Genomic DNA, 16,283 nt, shown 5'->3' on the forward strand with positions numbered 1-16,283 from the left:
GAGTGATCCCGTGAGCGAACTGCACGCCGAAATGCACGCCCCGGCCACGGACAACCCGGTAACCTACATCCAGCACCACCTGACCAACTGGCACGTTGGCGAGGGGTTCTGGACGTGGAATATCGATACGCTGTTGTTCGGCGGCCTCATCGCCCTGCTGCTGATGGTTACCGCCTATTTGGTCGGCCGCAATCTCGATCCCGACAAGCCCAGTGGCATCCAGAACATCCTCGAGGTGGTGCTGGAGTTCGTCGAATCCCAGGTCAAATCGATCTTCCATGGCTACGACCGCCTGGTCGGTCCGCTCGGCCTGACCATCTTCATGTGGGTGTTCCTGATGAATGCCCTGGACCTGCTGCCGGTCGACCTGCTGCCCAAGGTGGCGTCGATGTTCGGTGAACACGTCCTCGGCATCGATCCCCACCACATCTACCTCAAGGTGGTGCCGACCACCGACCTGGGGACCACCTTCGCCATGGCGCTCAGCGTCTTCGGCCTGATCATCTTCTATAACCTGCGTTCCAAGGGTCCGGTGGGCTACGTGAAGATGTTCCTCTTCCACCCCTTCGCCGCCAGCAACCCGATCGCCAAGATCATCCTGATGCCGATCAACGTGCTGATGACCACCATCGAAGAGGTCGCCAAGCCCGTCTCTCTCGGCCTTCGTCTCTTTGGCAACATGTTTGCCGGCGAGCTGATCTTCATGCTGATCGCGCTGCTGCCCTGGTGGGTGCAGTGGCCGCTCGGCGGCGGCTGGGCGATCTTCCACATCCTGGTCATCACCCTGCAGGCCTTCATCTTCATGCTGCTGACCATCGTCTATCTGAGCATGGCCTCCCAGGGCGCGGACGATCACTGAACCCGATTTCCCTTTATCAACCATTCAACATTTAACCAAAACTTGAGGAGAGACCAATGGACGCTTCCATTCTCGCGACTGTTTACGCTTATACCGCCGTCGGCGTCGGCATCATCCTGGCTGCGGCCGGTCTGGGCTCCGCCCTCGGCTGGGGCCTGATCTGCTCCAAGTACATCGAGGGTATCGCCCGCCAGCCCGAGATGCGCCCCATGTTGATGGGTCAGATGCTGTTCACCGGCGGCCTGATGGAGGCCTTCCCGATGATCGTGCTCGGTATGGCCATGTGGTTCGTTTTCGCCAACCCCTTCGTCGGCGCCCTCCACGGCTAAACCGCTCCGGTCGGTTAGCCCCGACCTACATGGTTTACCGGCCCGAAACAACGAATTAGGAGTGCGAACGTGAACGTAACCGCAACCCTCATCGGGCAGATGCTCACCTTCGGCGTCCTCGTCTGGTTCATCTGGAAGTTCCTCTGGGACCCGATGACCACGATGCTGGAAGACCGCAAGAAGCGCATCGCCGACGGCTTGGCGGCTGCCGAGCGGGGTGTCCATGAGCAGCAGATGGCCGAAGCGAAGGCCAAAGAGGTGCTCAAGGAGGCCAAGCAGCAGGCCGCAGAGATCATCGCCCAGGCCCAGAAGCGCCACAGCGAGATCGTCGACGGGGCCAAGGAGGACGCGCGCGCCGAAGGCGAGCGTCTTCTCGAGGCCGCCCGCGCAGAGATCGACCAGGAGGCCAACCGGGCGCGCGAGGCACTGCGCTCCGAGGTGGTCAAGCTGGCGGTCGCCGGTGCCGGCAAGGTGATCGGTCGCGAGATCGACGCCAAGGCCCACGCCGATCTGCTCGACGAACTGGTCGCCCAGATCTAGGGGCGCTGAGCAATGGCTGAAACAACTACCGTCGCTCGCCCTTACGCCCGCGCCGCTTTCGAGTTTGCGCAGGAAAAGGGCAGCATGAAGGGATGGGCAGACGCCCTCGAACTGGCCGCGGCGATCGCGGCGGATGGACAGGTCCGGCCGATGCTGGACGACCCCAAGGTCACCGACCAACAGGTCGCCGAGCTCTTCATCGCCGTCGGCGGTGAGGCGTTCGACCAGGGGGTGCAGAACTTCATCACGCTGCTGGCGGAGAATGGCCGCCTGATCGTCCTGCCCGAAATTGCCGGGATCTACGCCGAAATGATGGCGGAGGCCGAGGCCAAGGTGGAGGCGATCGCCGTCTCCGCCCAGGCCCTCGACGCCGCCCAGCAGGCGAAGATCGCCGACTCGTTGAAGGCCCGCCTGGGCCGCGAGATCTCGCTCAGCTGCGAGATCGACGAGTCGCTGATCGGCGGTGCGGTGATCCGCGCCGGTGACCTGGTGATCGACGGTTCCGTCAAGGCCAAGCTCGGGAAACTGACGAGCGCTCTGCGCCATTAATGGGGAATTCCTGCAATGCAACTGAATCCTACCGAAATCAGCGAGCTGATCAAAAAGCGGATCGAAGGTTTTGAGACCACCGCCGAAGCTCGCACCGAAGGTACCGTGGTCAACGTCACCGACGGTATCGTGCGCATCCACGGTCTGTCCGACGTAATGGCCGGCGAGATGATCGAGATGCCCGGCGACACCTACGGCATGGCGCTCAACCTGGAGCGTGACTCCGTCGGCGCCGTCGTCCTGGGCGACTACAAGCACATCTCCGAGGGCGACAAGTGCAAGTGCACCGGCCGCATCCTCGAGGTGCCGGTCGGCGAGGCGCTGCTCGGCCGCGTGGTCGACTCCCTCGGCAACCCGATCGACGGCAAGGGCCCGATCAACGCCGAAGGTACCTCGCCGATCGAGAAGGTCGCCCCCGGCGTCATCTCCCGTAAGTCGGTCGACCAGCCGGTGCAGACCGGCCTCAAGTCGATCGACTCGATGGTGCCGATCGGCCGCGGCCAGCGCGAGCTGATCATCGGCGACCGCCAGACCGGCAAGACCGCGGTGGCGATCGACGCGATCATCAACCAGAAGGACACCGGCGTTAAGTGCATCTACGTGGCGGTGGGCCAGAAGGCCTCCTCGATCGCCGGCGTGGTGCGCAAGCTCGAGGAGCACGGCGCGATGGATCACACCATCATCGTCGCCGCCCCCGCCGCCGACTCTGCCGCCATGCAGTACATCGCCCCCTACGCCGGTTGCTCCATGGGTGAGTATTTCCGCGACAAGGGCGAGGACGCGCTGATCGTCTACGACGACCTCACCAAGCAGGCCTGGGCCTACCGCCAGGTCTCCCTGCTGCTGCGTCGTCCGCCGGGCCGCGAGGCGTACCCCGGTGACGTCTTCTACCTGCACTCCCGTCTGCTCGAGCGCGCAGCCCGAATCAACGCCGCCGAGGTGGAGAAGCTGACCAACGGCGCCGTCAAGGGCAAGACCGGCTCGCTCACCGCGCTGCCGATCATCGAGACCCAGGCGGGCGACGTGTCGGCCTTCGTGCCCACCAACGTCATCTCCATCACCGACGGCCAGATCTTCCTCGAGTCCGATCTGTTCAACGCGGGCATCCGTCCGGCGATCAACGCCGGTCTGTCGGTCTCCCGCGTGGGTGGTGCGGCACAGACCAAGATCGTCAAGAAGCTCGGCGGCGGTATCCGTCTGGCGCTCGCCCAGTACCGCGAGCTGGCGGCCTTCGCCCAGTTCGCCTCCGACCTGGACGAGACGACCCGCCAGCAGCTGGAGCGCGGTCAGCGCGTCACCGAGCTGATGAAGCAGGCCCAGTACTCGCCGATGAGCGTGGCCGAGATGGCGGTTTCGCTGTTCGCGGTCAACGAGGGCTTCCTGGACGACGTCGAAGTGACCAAGGTGGTCGATTTCGAGAACGCGCTGCAGGCCTACATGAAGGCCAGCCAGTCGGCGCTGCTCGACAAGATCAACGAGACCCCCGAGTACAGCGACGAGATCGAACAGGGTCTGCGCTCCGCTCTTGAGGACTTCAAGGCTAACCACGTCTGGTAAGGACGGGAGAGACCCATGGCCGGCGCCAAAGAAATCCGTACCAAGATCAAGAGCATCCAGAACACCAAGAAGATCACCAAGGCGATGGAAATGGTCGCGGCGTCGAAGATGCGCCGCGCCCAGGACCGCATGGCCTCTTCCCGGCCCTACGCCGAGAAGATCGCCCAGGTGATCGGTCACCTCGCCCACGCCCATCCCGAGTACCGGCACCCCTATCTGGTGCCGCGCGCGGAGGTGAAGCGGGTCGGCTTCATCATCGTCACCACCGACCGCGGTCTGTGTGGCGGCCTCAACGTGAACCTTTATCGGACCGCGTTGAAGGAGATGAGTGCGCTCAAGGAGCAGGGTGTGGAGGTGGACCTCTGCGTCATCGGACGCAAGGGGTCCGGCTTCTTCCGCAGCGTCGGCGTGAACATCGTCGCCGCCGCGGAGCACCTGGGTGACGCCCCTTCGGTGAACGACCTGATCGGCAGCGTGAAGGTGATGCTCGACGCCTACGACGAAGGGACCATCGACGAGATCAAACTCGTCCACAACCGTTTCGTCAACACCATGACCCAGTCGCCCGTATCGGTGCAGCTGTTGCCGGTCGTCCCCGACGACGACAAGAAGCTGGAGCACCACTGGGACTACCTCTACGAGCCGGAAGCGAAAGAGGTCCTCACCGACCTGCTGGTGCGCTACGTCGAGGCCGAGGTCTACCAGGGCGTGGTGGAGAACATCGCCTCCGAGCAGGCGGCGCGCATGGTGGCCATGAAGGCCGCCACCGACAACGCCGGAAGCCTGATCAATGAGCTGCAGCTCGCCTACAACAAGGCGCGCCAGGCGGCCATTACCCAGGAGATCTCCGAGATCGTCGGCGGTGCCGCCGCCGTCTGATAGACGGCTTGGCTCACAGAATCTAAATATCGCGAGGAATCAATCATGAGTTCCGGACAGATCGTTGAAATCATCGGCGCGGTGGTGGACGTCGAGTTCCCCCGCAACGCCGTGCCCAAGGTCTACCACGCCCTCACTCTCGATGAGAGCGGCCTGACCCTCGAAGTCCAGCAGCAGCTCGGCGACGGTATCGTCCGTACCATCGCCATGGGCACCACCGACGGCGTCAAGCGCGGCCTCAAGGTCAGCAACACCGGCGCCCCGATCAACGTGCCGGTGGGTCAGAAGACCCTCGGCCGGATCATGGACGTGCTCGGCAATCCGGTGGACGAGGCCGGCCCGATCGGCGCCGAAACCACCCTGCCGATCCACCGCCATCCGCCGGCCTTCGACGAGCAGGCCTCCGCCACCGAGATCCTGGAGACCGGCATCAAGGTCATCGACCTGATCATGCCGATCTCCAAGGGCGGCAAGGTCGGCCTGTTCGGCGGTGCCGGCGTGGGCAAGACCGTCACCCTGATGGAGCTGATCCGCAACATCGCGGTGGAGCACTCCGGCTTCTCGGTGTTTGCCGGCGTCGGCGAGCGTACCCGCGAGGGCAACGACTTCTACCACGAGATGCAGGAAGGCGGCGTGCTCGACAAGGTGGCGCTGGTCTACGGCCAGATGAACGAGCCCCCGGGCAACCGTCTGCGCGTCGCCCTGACCGGCCTGACCATGGCCGAGTACTTCCGCGACGAGGGCCGCGACGTGCTGCTCTTCGTCGACAACATCTACCGCTACACCCTGGCGGGTACCGAGGTCTCGGCGCTGCTCGGGCGCATGCCCTCCGCGGTGGGTTACCAGCCGACCCTGGCCGAGGAGATGGGTGTGCTGCAGGAGCGCATCACCTCCACCAAGACCGGTTCCATCACCTCCTTCCAGGCGGTCTACGTGCCGGCGGACGACCTCACCGACCCGTCCCCCGCCACCACCTTCGCCCACCTGGACGCCACCCTGGTGCTCTCCCGTCAGGTGGCCGAGCTGGGTATCTACCCGGCGGTGGACCCGCTCGATTCCACCTCGCGAATCCTCGATCCGCTGGTCATCGGCTCCGACCACTACGACACCGCCCGCTCGGTGCAGGGTACCCTGCAGCGCTACAAGGAGCTGAAGGACATCATCGCCATCCTCGGTATGGACGAACTGTCCGAGGAGGACAAGCTGACCGTGGCCCGCGCCCGTAAGCTGCAGCGCTTCCTCTCCCAGCCCTTCTTCGTGGCGGAGGTGTTCACCGGCGCCCCCGGCAAGTACGTCTCCCTGAAGGACACCATTTCGGGCTTCAAGGCGATCGTGGCCGGCGAGTACGATCACCTGCCCGAGCAGGCGTTCTACATGGTCGGCGGCATCGAAGAGGCGGTCGAGAAGGCCAAGACCCTCTAATAGAAAGCTCCGGGCTACAGGCTCCAGGCATCAGGCGATCGAAACCACCTGGAGCCTGGAGCCTGGAGCTTGGCGCCTTCATGGGAGCAAGAACATGTCCATGACGATCCATGTGAACGTCGTATCCGCGGAGAAGGAGATCTACTCCGGTACCGCCGAAATGGTGTTTGCGCCCGCCGCGGAGGGTGAGGTGGGTATCTCGCCCCGTCACGCGCCGCTGCTCACCGGCCTCAAGCCGGGCGAGGTGCGGGTGCAGGCCGGCGGCAAGGAGCAGCACTTCTACATCTCCGGCGGCATGCTGGAGGTGCAGCCCCACGTGGTGACCGTGCTCGCCGACACCGCCGTGCGCGCCGACGATCTCGACGAGGCCGCCGCGCTCGCCGCCAAGGAGCAGGCCGAGAAGCTGATGGCCGACAAGACCTCGGAGCGCGAATACGCCGAGGCCCAGGCCCAGCTCGCCGAGGCGGTGGCCCAGCTGCGCGCGTTGGAAAACCTGCGCAAGCGGCGCACCCACTAAGCGAAACCGGAGAGGGAGGCGAACGTGTCCGACAACCGCGTCACGCGAGGCAAATTCGTCGAGGTGACCTACACCATCGTCGACGGGCGGGACGAGGTGGTCGAGGCCGCCAGCCTCCCGATCCACTACATCCACGGACACAACTCCGGGATCTTCCCGGAGATCGAGCGGGCGTTGGAGGGCAAGACCCCTGGCGACACCGTCTCGGTGCTGATCAAGGACGGCTTCGGCCCCCACGATCCCAACCTCACCTTCACCGACGCCATCGACAACGTCCCGCCGGAGTTTCGCCGGGTCGGCGCCGAGGTGCAGATGGAGGGCGAGAGCGGCGAGGTCAAGACTTTCTACGTCACCAAGATCGAAGGCGGCTTCCTCACCGTCGACGGCAACCACCCCTTCGCCGGCAAGAGTGTCACCTTCCACGTCAACGTGGAGACGGTGCGCGACGCCACCCCCGTGGAGATCACCCAGGCCCATGCGGCCCGCGAACAGAACCCCGGTGGCGGCTCACTCCACTAACCTCGCCTCCGTCGTCTTCTCTGCCACCGCCAATTCCCGTAAGCTTGCGGATTTCCCCGAAGCCGATCGTGCTCCCGTCAGGCGGTAGTCCATGAAACTCAGCATCGTCATCCTCGCCGCGGGGCAGGGTACCCGCATGAAGTCCGACCTGCCCAAGGTCCTTCACCCCCTTGCGGGACGCCCGCTGCTCGCCCACGCCATCGATACCGCCCACGCCCTGGGTGCCGAAGCGGTCCACGTGGTCTATGGCCATGGCGGTGAGCGGGTGCGGGAGTGCCTCGCCGAGCGTTCGGTGAACTGGATCGAGCAGGCCGAACGGCTCGGCACCGGCCATGCGGTCGCCCGGGCGCTGCCGGCGATCCCCGACGACCACCGCGTGCTGGTGCTCTACGGCGACGTGCCGCTGATCACCGCCGAGACCCTCGGCCGGCTGCTCCACTTCTCCGGCGAGGAGGGGGTCGGGGTGCTCACCATGGAGCCGGCGGACCCCTACGGCTACGGCCGGATCGTCCGCGACGACGCCGACCAGGTGGTGCGCATCGTCGAACAGAAGGACGCCAGTCACCGCGAGCAGGCGATCGGCGAGGTCAACACCGGCATCGTCACCGCCCCCGCCGGGCGGCTGCGCGACTGGCTCGGCCGGGTCGGCAACGACAACGCCCAGAGGGAGTACTACCTCACCGACGTCGTCGCCCTGGCGGCGGCCGACGGGGTAGTGGTGTGCGGGGTGAAGAGCCACGATCCGATGGAGGCGGAGGGGGTCAACGACCGGATCCAGCTCGCCGCCCTGGAACGTCACTACCAGCGCCGCGCCGCCGAGCGGCTGATGGTCGACGGGGTCACCCTGATCGACCCCGCCCGCTTCGACCTGCGCGGCGAACTGGTCTGTGGTCGCGACGTGACCATCGACGTCAACTGCGTCTTCGAAGGGCGGGTGGAGCTGGGCGACGGGGTGAGCATCGGCCCCAACTGCGTGATTCGCGACAGTCGCATCGGTCCCGGCGTGGAGGTGCGCGCCCACTGCGTGATCGAGGAGGCGACCACCGGCAGTGGCGGTTTCATCGGTCCCTTCGCCCGCCTGCGCCCGGGGGCCGAGTTGGCCGACGGGGTCCACGTCGGCAACTTCGTCGAGGTGAAGAAGAGCCGCATCGGTGCCGGCTCCAAGGTCAATCACCTGAGCTATATCGGTGACACCGACGTGGGCTGTGAGGTGAACATCGGTGCCGGCACCATCACCTGCAACTACGACGGCGCCAACAAGCACCGCACGGTGATCGGCGACCGCGCCTTCGTCGGTTCCGCCACTCAGCTGGTGGCCCCGGTGAGCGTCGGTGACGACGCCACCATCGGTGCCGGCTCCACCATCACCCGTGACGCCCCCGCCGGCGAGCTGACCCTCAGCCGGGCCAAGCAGACCACCTTCCCTGGCTGGAAGCGCCCGGTCAAAGGTCCGAAGTAGACGCAGAGAACGCAGAGACGCAAAGAACGCGGAGTTTGCGATAATAGGCGCTCGCCACGCTTCCCGCGGGAGTGGGGCATTTCCGAAGGGGTGATCCGTTCTTCTCCGCGAACTCCGCGTCTCTGCGGTCTCCGCGTTTTCTTCCAGAGAGCCAAAACAGAACCATGTGTGGAATTGTCGGAGCAGTGGCGCAGCGTGACGTGGCGCCGATCTTGTTGGAGGGGCTGCGGCGCCTGGAGTATCGCGGCTACGACTCCGCCGGGATGGCGCTGATCGGCGCCGATGGCAAGTTTCACCGCCTGCGCACCCGGGGCAAGGTGCAGGAGCTGGCCGAACTGCACCGCACCGACGGCGGCGGCGGCAGCACCGGCATCGCCCACACCCGCTGGGCGACCCACGGCGTCCCCTCCACCGCCAACGCCCACCCTCACCTCTGCCGCGGCTCGATCGCGGTGGTCCACAACGGCATCATCGAGAACCACGAGGCGCTGCGTCGTGAACAGCTGGCCGCCGGCTACGAGTTCACCTCGGAGACCGACACCGAGGTGATTGCCCACGAGATCCACCGCCACCGCGCCGACGACGGCGACCTGCTCGGCGCCGTGCGCGGCGCCCTGGCCCGCCTGGAGGGCGCCTACGCCCTCGGCGTGCTGGCCAGCGACGAGCCGCAGCGGATGATCGTCGCCCGCCGCGGCAGCCCGCTGGTGATCGGTGTCGGTATCGGCGAGCACTTCATCGCCTCCGACGTCTCCGCCCTGCTGCCGGTGACCCGCCGCTTCCTCTTCCTGGAGGAGGGGGACGTGGCCGACGTTCGCCGCGAGGTGGTGACGGTCTTCGACGCGGAGGGCCGCCAGGTGGAGCGTCCGGTGAGGGAGAGCGAGCTGACCGCCGACGCGGTGGAGCGCGGCGAATTCCGCCACTACATGCTGAAGGAGATCTACGAACAGCCGCAGGCCGTTGCCGAGACCCTGGAGGGGCGGATCGGTGGCGGACGGGTGCTGGAGGCGGCCTTCGGCCCGGCCGCCGGCGAACTGTTCGACCGGGTCAAGCGGGTGCAGATCATCGCCTGCGGCACCAGCTTCCACGCCGGCCTGGTGGCGCGCAACTGGTTCGAGGGGCTGGCCGGCGTCCCCTGCCGGGTTGAGGTCGCCAGCGAGTTCCGCTACCGCCACCCCGTTCCCGACCCGGAGGCGCTGATCGTCGCCATCTCCCAGTCCGGCGAGACCGCCGACACCCTGGCCGCCCTGCGCGCCGCCAAGGGGTGGGGCTATGGGCCGTCGCTGGCGCTGTGCAACGTCCCGGAGAGCTCGCTCGTGCGGGAGACCGACCTCGCCCTGATGACCCGCGCCGGCCCCGAGATCGGCGTCGCCTCGACCAAGGCGTTCACCACCCAGCTGGTGGCCCTGCTGCTGCTGGTGGTGGCGGTCGGTCGTCGCCATCGTCTGAGCGCGGAACGCGAGGCGGCGATCGTCGAGCAGCTCACCGCCCTGCCGCGCCACCTGGAAGAGGCGTTGAACCTCGATCCCGCCATCCTCGCCCTCGCCGAGCGCTTCACCGACAAGCAGCACGCGCTGTTCCTCGGCCGCGGCGTGCAGTATCCGGTGGCGATGGAGGGGGCGCTGAAGCTCAAGGAGATCTCCTACATCCACGCCGAGGCCTACCCGGCCGGGGAGCTCAAGCACGGCCCGCTGGCCCTGGTGGACGAAGAGATGCCGGTGATCGCGGTGGCCCCCAACGACGCCCTGCTGGAGAAACTAAAGTCCAACCTCGAAGAGGTGCGCGCCCGCGGCGGCGAGCTCTACGTCTTCGCCGACCACGCCAGCGGCATGAAGGGCTCCGAGCGGGTCCACGTCAGCGTGGTGCCGGCGGCCGGCGACCACGTCGCCCCGATCCTCTTCACCCTGCCGCTGCAACTCCTCGCCTACCACGTCGCGGTGCTCAAGGGCACCGACGTCGACCAGCCACGCAACCTCGCCAAGTCGGTGACCGTCGAGTAACCCTCGCGTCGCCACCTCTAACGGACCGGTGTCCCATGTTTGAGATCGACGGAGAGCACATTCAGAAGCTGACCGACGCCGATCTCCGAATCTTGGTGGCGCGTCTCTGTGAAGCGGAGTTGCGATTGCGTGGCTATTCCTCCGCGGCGGTAACCGCGGGTGGTCACCAGGATGCGGCCGACGGCGGTATCGATGTGCGGGTAGCGTTGCCCGACACGCAAACGATCTTCGGTTACATCCCCCGCCCGTTTACCGGGTTCCAGATCAAGGTCCCGGACATGCCGCCGTCGGCGATCTCCAAGGAGATGTGCCCCGGTGGTACGGTACGGCCGGCTATCGGCGAGCTGGCCGCTTGCGAAGGTGCCTACGTCATCGTCAGCGCCACAGGCTCGACCACCGACGACGCGCTACGCAGACGCCGTGACGCGATGCGTGACGCCGTCACTACCCTTGATCAGCCGACTTTTCTAACCATCGATTTCTATGACCGAACCCGCCTCGCCTCATGGGTTCGCGAACATCCCGGGATCGTGGCCTGGGTACGGGAGCGAGTGGGTGACCCGATCCACGGTTGGCGCCCTTACGACAGTTGGGCAGCGGCGGCCGAGCCGGCCGACGCCGAGTATCTCATCGATGAACACGGACGGGTGGTGGATGGCTGGAACCCTTCGGCGGGTGCCGTTCCGGTAACGGAGGGATTGCGGCGTATTCGGGAGACGCTCGCCGCCGAACGCGGCGTAGTACGCCTGATCGGACTCTCCGGCACAGGAAAGACCCGATTCGTCCAGGCTCTATTCGATGAACGAGTGGGAGAAGAATCGCTGGGGCCGGCGTTAGCGGTATACACCGATCTCGCCGACGACCCGAACCCGTCGCCCCGCCACCTCATTCCCCGCTTGATTGTCGACGGCCGGCGCGCCGTCTTGGTGGTGGACAACTGCCCTCCGGAGACTCACACCGCATTGGCCAAGGCGTGTGCAGTACCGGGGAGCCGCGTAAGCCTGATCACCGTGGAATACGATGTGGCGGACGATGCTCCGGAGCAGACGGAGGTGTTTCGTCTCGATAGTTCATCGTCCGAGGTAATCGAACGGATACTGGAAAGCCATACCCCTCACATCGGCCCGGTGGACCGTCGTCGGATCGCGGAGTTCTCCGGCGGGAATGCCCGTATCGCGCTGGCCCTTGCCTCTACGGTGGCGCGTGGCGACAGCGTGACCGATTTCTCGGACCGTGACCTGCTCACCCGCCTCTTCCAGCAACGCAACGCCCCCGACGCTCAATTGCAGCGAGCCGCCGAGATCTTGGCGCTGGTCTACTCGTTCGACGGCGAGACCCTAGATGGCGAAGGCGCGGAACTTCCGCAGCTCGCTGTACTGGCGGGGTTGGATGTTGATCAGCTCTATGGATCGGTCGTGGAACTGCGCCAGCGAGAGCTGATTCAGGCCCGTAGCAAGTGGCGGGCGGTGCTGCCCCACGCCCTCGCAAATCGCCTGGCGCGCGCGGCGTTGGAGCGACTTCCTCCGGAGCGGGTGGCGAATCTATTCACTCACCAAGCTGGTGAACGCCTACGCCGTTCCTTTTCGCGTCGTCTCGGCTATCTCCACGACAGTGAGTCCGCTCGGAAGATTGCCGCGCGCTGGCTGGCCGAGGACGGTCTGTTCGGCGATGTAAGCAATCTCAACGAGTTGGGTTTGGCGATGGTGGAGAATCTCGCGCCGGCAGTCCCTGACCTGGTGTTGCAGGCGATGGAACGCACCGCGAATGGACCTGATGCGAGAACGCTCATTTGTGCTTTCGATTTCCGTACAACGACATGGGCACGTCTACTTCGCTCCTTCGCGTACGATGAACCTCTCTTCCATCGTGCGACGTCTCTTCTTTCCCGCATGGCTGCGGACGAGAAACCCAACAACAACGTGGACTCACCCCGTAGTCACCTGGTGGGGTTGTTTCATCTCTATCTTTCCGGGACCCACGCGCCGATCGGGATGCGCATCGAATCGATAAGGAAATGGATCGCCAGCGGGGAGGAGGCCATTCGGCGGCTTGGCTTTGAAGCCTTGGCGAATCTATTGAAAGGGGACCATTTCGATTCGTGGCACGAGTTCGCTTTCGGTGCGCGGACACGGGATTTCGGTTGGCAACCGCGCACGCGATCAGACATCGAGGGGTGGTACCGAGCGGCTATCGATTTCGTTTCCGAATTGCTGAAAGAAGGGGGGGCGCTGCAGCACCCGACACGAGCGGTTGTGGCTCGCGCATTCGGGGAAGTGTGGATGGCTACCGACGGCTTTGCTCCGCTGGAGCGGTTGATGGAGTGTTTGGGGGGCGGTGGAAAATGGCCGGACGGTTGGCGAGCGGTACGTAAAGCGCTGCGTTTCGACAAGGAAAGGATGTCACCGGATGCATTTCAGCGCCTCCAGAAACTGGAACGGAAGCTCGCACCCGAGGGGCTGATAGATCAAATTCGTGCCTATGTATTACCGACCCGTTGGGGAGATTTGGATATCGCTGATGGCGAGGTGGTGGAGAGCGAGGATGACGTAATGGCCCCTTACGAACGGGTCGAGCGGGTCGCGAGGGAGTTGGGGGCGTCGGCGGCGAATTCGGAAGAGGTGTTGGATACGGTATTGCCCGAGGTATTGTCGTGTGAACCCGGGTTGGGGTACTCGTTTGGGCGAGGTTTGGGCGGTGAGATTGCAGATATCGAATCACTGTGGCGGAGCATGGTCAGGCTGCTGAGAGATGTGCCTTCGGAATGCCGAAACACGGTGGTGACGGGAGGATATCTGGCGGAAGTATACGAGCGTGATCGGATACTTGCGGACAGGTTGCTCGATACGGCGGTGGATGACCCCACCCTCCAGCCGCTGTTCCCGTCGCTGCAAAAGAGCGTGCCGATCGGCGAATCTGGCGCGTGCCGTCTGTTGAGGCTATTGGCGATGTCTTCCGTTTCTGCCGAGGCGTACGGGGCTCTTACCTACGGTGGAGTGGTTCAGTCCATTCCTCCGAAGCTCTTTTTCCGTTTGGCTTATGGTCTCTCCAGAATGCCTTCCGGATATCGGGTTGCTCTGGAAATGATTTGGATGCGGCTCCATTCCGAGAAGAAGCAGGATGGAGAGGTTCCGATCGAGATCGTTCGGTGCGGACGGGAGTTGTTGTGCGAAGCCTCGTTCGGTGAGCTGAGCGATCTGGACGACTTTCATGTGGCACAGGTTATCTCACCGTGTTTCGAGGGTGATGCGGCGATGGGGGATGCTCGAAGGTTTTGGGAGCGCCTGATCTCATCGGAAGGGCGATATCGTCTGTTTGGTTCTCGGCACACCGAGGTGGTCGCCGCATTGTTGCGGGTTCAGCCGATGGTGTCTCTCGACGTGTTGCTCGGGGATGGATTGACTGAGGAGGAGCGTCGGGCGGGGTTCTTGGTTTCCAGAGGACGGAAATCGATGTTCCAGGTATTGACGGTCGATCAACTGGCGGCCTGGGCGGATCTCGATCCCTTCGTGCGCTATCCGCGTGTCGCGGAGCTGTCGTCGTTTGTGGATAGCGATGAAAAATCGATCTGGATCGAGAATATTCTGAATCTGGTTGAGCGCGCGCCGGACAAAGGGTGTTTCCTGAAGGCATTGCGCCTGGATTTTCATCCGAGAATTTGGTGGGGCTCTCTTGCGGATATTTTGCAACGGCGCAGAAAACTGCCACAACAGCTTCTCTCCCATCACGATCCCGAGGTGGTTCGATGGGCTCATGAGCAGGATAGGATATTGAGCGAGTGGGCGGAAAGAGAACGGGAGAGCGAACGCGTGCGATCCCGTCAACGGGACGAGCGTTTCGAGTAAGCCGTCTCCACCGATGCAGCTGGAATTGCTTCTTCCTCAACAACGCCTTTACCCTTTCGGTAAAGATTCATATACTCGCTGCCACTGATGGACATCGACTTCAGGGACGACAAACTCCGCGCGCTGTGCGAGAGGCAGGCTGCCGCCGAAAAGCGATTCGGGGCGGCTTGCGCACGTAAGCTGCGTACCCGTCTGGCGGAACTGGATGCGGCGGGGCGGGTCACCGAGCTGGTGGCCGGGAGGCCGCATCCCCTCAAAGGGGATCGGGCCGGGGAGTTTGCGCTCGACTTGGCAGGCGGCACGCGCCTGACCTTCACGCCCGACCACAATCCTTGTCCCTGCCGCGACGACGATTCCATCGACTGGTCGCGTGTGACCAAGGTCCGTATCGTCTTTATCGGAGACTACCATGACTGATCAGGCGTCACCCTTTCGCCCCGATTGGGTCTCCCCGCCGGGCGATACCATCCTCGACCTGCTCGAAGAGCGTGAATGGTCCCAGGCCGAGTTGGCCGATCGGCTCGGTTTCAGTCCCAAGCACGTCAATCAGCTGATCAAGGGCAAGGCGGCGATCACCGAAGACGCCGCCTTGCGGCTTGAGGGGGTATTGGGTTCCACCGCCGGCTTTTGGCTCAATCGCGAGGCGAAGTATCGCGAGCACCTCGCTCGGCTGGAGGCGGCTCAACGCTACGCGGGGTGGGTGGATTGGCTCGACCGGCTACCGGTGAAGGAGCTGATGAAGGCCGGGACGATCGCCAAGCGGCGCTACGACGCCAAGGCGAAGCCTGCCTTGGTGGAAGAGCTGCTCGGTTTCTTCGGGGTAGCCTCTCCCGAAGCGTGGGAGGCGCGCTACGCGGGAATGGAGGTGGCCTTTCGCCGAACCCGTGAGGAGCAGAGCGATGTCGGGGCGATTACCGCGTGGCTGCGGATGGGTGAGGCGCGGGCGGAGCGGAGCGACGGTCCGAAGTTCGACCGAAGCCGATTCGTCGATGCGCTGACGGAGATCCGAACGCTTACCGTGCAGCGACCGGAACACTTCGAACCCCGGCTGCGGGCGCTTTGCTTCGCCTCGGGTGTCGCCTTCGTATTGGTTCCCGCCATACCGCGGGCCCACGTCAGCGGCGTCGCCCGTTGGTTGAATCCGCATCGTCCGTTGATTCAGCTCTCCCTTTACGGCAAGACCAATGACCGTTTCTGGTTCACCTTTTTCCATGAGGCGGCCCACATCCTGCTCCACGGAAAGGAGAAGCGATCGGTCTACTTGGACGACCTCTCGGCCAGCGGGATCGACTCGGACGAAGAGCGGCAGGCCAACGCGTGGGCACGGGATTTTCTGATCCCTCCGGAACAGGCTAAGCGCCTGCCTTCCATTCAAACCCGTCCGGCGCTAACCGCATTTGCCAAGGAACTGGGTATCCACCCCGGTATCGTGGTCGGTCGTCTCCAATACGATGGCTTGATGGGATATCGGACTGCGATGAACGATCTGAAAATCAGTTTTCGATTTATGGAGTGATTGGAGCGGTCCTCTTTCCGTCCGGGCGAGTTTGTTCCATCCGCCGCCAGTCGAGTAAACTACCCCCTCTTCCAGGGGCCGGGATCGGCCCCTTCTCGTCTCCGGGTGGTCCCGGAGGCGTTCGCCAGGAGGCGCCAGCGTCCATCCGGACGCCGATCCATTGCGGCCCCGCCGCACTTCATCCGCCCCCGGCCCGGAACACCCGGCCACCGGGCGGTCGTTCATGACCCGCCGTGTGCGGGCACGCCGATAATCCAAAAAGCAAATTGGTCACCGCGCCAGCCCCGGTCGGGCTGCA

Annotated in this window: 14 protein-coding genes; all 14 read left to right on the forward strand. The window is 64.5% G+C overall.

Annotated elements, in window-relative coordinates:
- Positions 1 to 10 precede the first annotated feature (10 nt).
- The 14 genes from atpB (at position 11) to ACYQ2W_RS03195 (ending at position 15,985) form a co-directional block, all read left to right on the forward strand.
- Complete coding sequence (gene atpB, locus ACYQ2W_RS03130; RefSeq protein WP_459863140.1) at positions 11 to 859, forward strand: F0F1 ATP synthase subunit A; 849 nt, start codon at positions 11 to 13, stop codon at positions 857 to 859.
- Between the two features lie 56 nt (positions 860 to 915).
- Positions 916 to 1,188, forward strand: a complete 273-nt coding sequence (atpE, locus tag ACYQ2W_RS03135) for a F0F1 ATP synthase subunit C (protein WP_459863141.1) — start codon at positions 916 to 918, stop codon at positions 1,186 to 1,188.
- A 69-nt stretch (positions 1,189 to 1,257) separates the two neighbouring features.
- Positions 1,258 to 1,728 (forward strand): F0F1 ATP synthase subunit B, encoded by a 471-nt coding sequence (locus ACYQ2W_RS03140; RefSeq protein WP_459863142.1) that lies wholly within the window; start codon positions 1,258 to 1,260, stop codon positions 1,726 to 1,728.
- Positions 1,729 to 1,740: 12 nt separating this feature from the next.
- Positions 1,741 to 2,277: a F0F1 ATP synthase subunit delta gene (locus ACYQ2W_RS03145; RefSeq protein ID WP_459863143.1), complete on the forward strand. Its 537-nt coding sequence runs from the start codon at positions 1,741 to 1,743 to the stop codon at positions 2,275 to 2,277.
- Between the two features lie 15 nt (positions 2,278 to 2,292).
- A complete protein-coding gene (atpA, locus tag ACYQ2W_RS03150; protein WP_459863144.1) occupies positions 2,293 to 3,834 on the forward strand; it encodes a F0F1 ATP synthase subunit alpha in 1,542 nt (513 codons plus the stop codon).
- Between the two features lie 15 nt (positions 3,835 to 3,849).
- Positions 3,850 to 4,713, forward strand: a complete 864-nt coding sequence (gene atpG / locus ACYQ2W_RS03155; RefSeq protein WP_459863145.1) for a F0F1 ATP synthase subunit gamma — start codon at positions 3,850 to 3,852, stop codon at positions 4,711 to 4,713.
- Positions 4,714 to 4,758: 45 nt separating this feature from the next.
- On the forward strand, positions 4,759 to 6,135 hold the full coding sequence (gene atpD, locus ACYQ2W_RS03160; RefSeq protein ID WP_459863146.1) for a F0F1 ATP synthase subunit beta: 1,377 nt from the start codon (positions 4,759 to 4,761) through the stop codon (positions 6,133 to 6,135).
- A gap of 94 nt (positions 6,136 to 6,229) precedes the next feature.
- Positions 6,230 to 6,652 carry a F0F1 ATP synthase subunit epsilon gene (locus tag ACYQ2W_RS03165; protein WP_459863147.1) on the forward strand — a complete coding sequence of 141 codons (423 nt, stop codon included), beginning with the start codon at positions 6,230 to 6,232 and terminating at the stop codon, positions 6,650 to 6,652.
- Positions 6,653 to 6,676: 24 nt separating this feature from the next.
- Complete coding sequence (locus ACYQ2W_RS03170; protein WP_459863148.1) at positions 6,677 to 7,171, forward strand: FKBP-type peptidyl-prolyl cis-trans isomerase; 495 nt, start codon at positions 6,677 to 6,679, stop codon at positions 7,169 to 7,171.
- A 91-nt stretch (positions 7,172 to 7,262) separates the two neighbouring features.
- Complete coding sequence (glmU, locus tag ACYQ2W_RS03175) at positions 7,263 to 8,630, forward strand: bifunctional UDP-N-acetylglucosamine diphosphorylase/glucosamine-1-phosphate N-acetyltransferase GlmU (protein ID WP_459863149.1); 1,368 nt, start codon at positions 7,263 to 7,265, stop codon at positions 8,628 to 8,630.
- Positions 8,631 to 8,794: 164 nt separating this feature from the next.
- Entirely contained in the window at positions 8,795 to 10,627 is a 1,833-nt protein-coding gene (gene glmS, locus ACYQ2W_RS03180; RefSeq protein ID WP_459863150.1) for a glutamine--fructose-6-phosphate transaminase (isomerizing), read from the forward strand.
- A 35-nt stretch (positions 10,628 to 10,662) separates the two neighbouring features.
- Positions 10,663 to 14,469, forward strand: coding sequence for a hypothetical protein (locus ACYQ2W_RS03185; RefSeq protein ID WP_459863151.1), 3,807 nt, complete (start codon positions 10,663 to 10,665; stop codon positions 14,467 to 14,469).
- 87 nt (positions 14,470 to 14,556) lie between these two features.
- Positions 14,557 to 14,886 (forward strand): type II toxin-antitoxin system RelE/ParE family toxin, encoded by a 330-nt coding sequence (locus ACYQ2W_RS03190; protein ID WP_459863152.1) that lies wholly within the window; start codon positions 14,557 to 14,559, stop codon positions 14,884 to 14,886.
- Entirely contained in the window at positions 14,879 to 15,985 is a 1,107-nt protein-coding gene (locus ACYQ2W_RS03195; protein WP_459863153.1) for a HigA family addiction module antitoxin, read from the forward strand. The genes ACYQ2W_RS03190 and ACYQ2W_RS03195 overlap by 8 nt, the downstream gene beginning before the upstream one ends.
- Positions 15,986 to 16,283: the final 298 nt, after the last annotated feature.

This window comes from Endothiovibrio diazotrophicus (assembly GCF_054657215.1).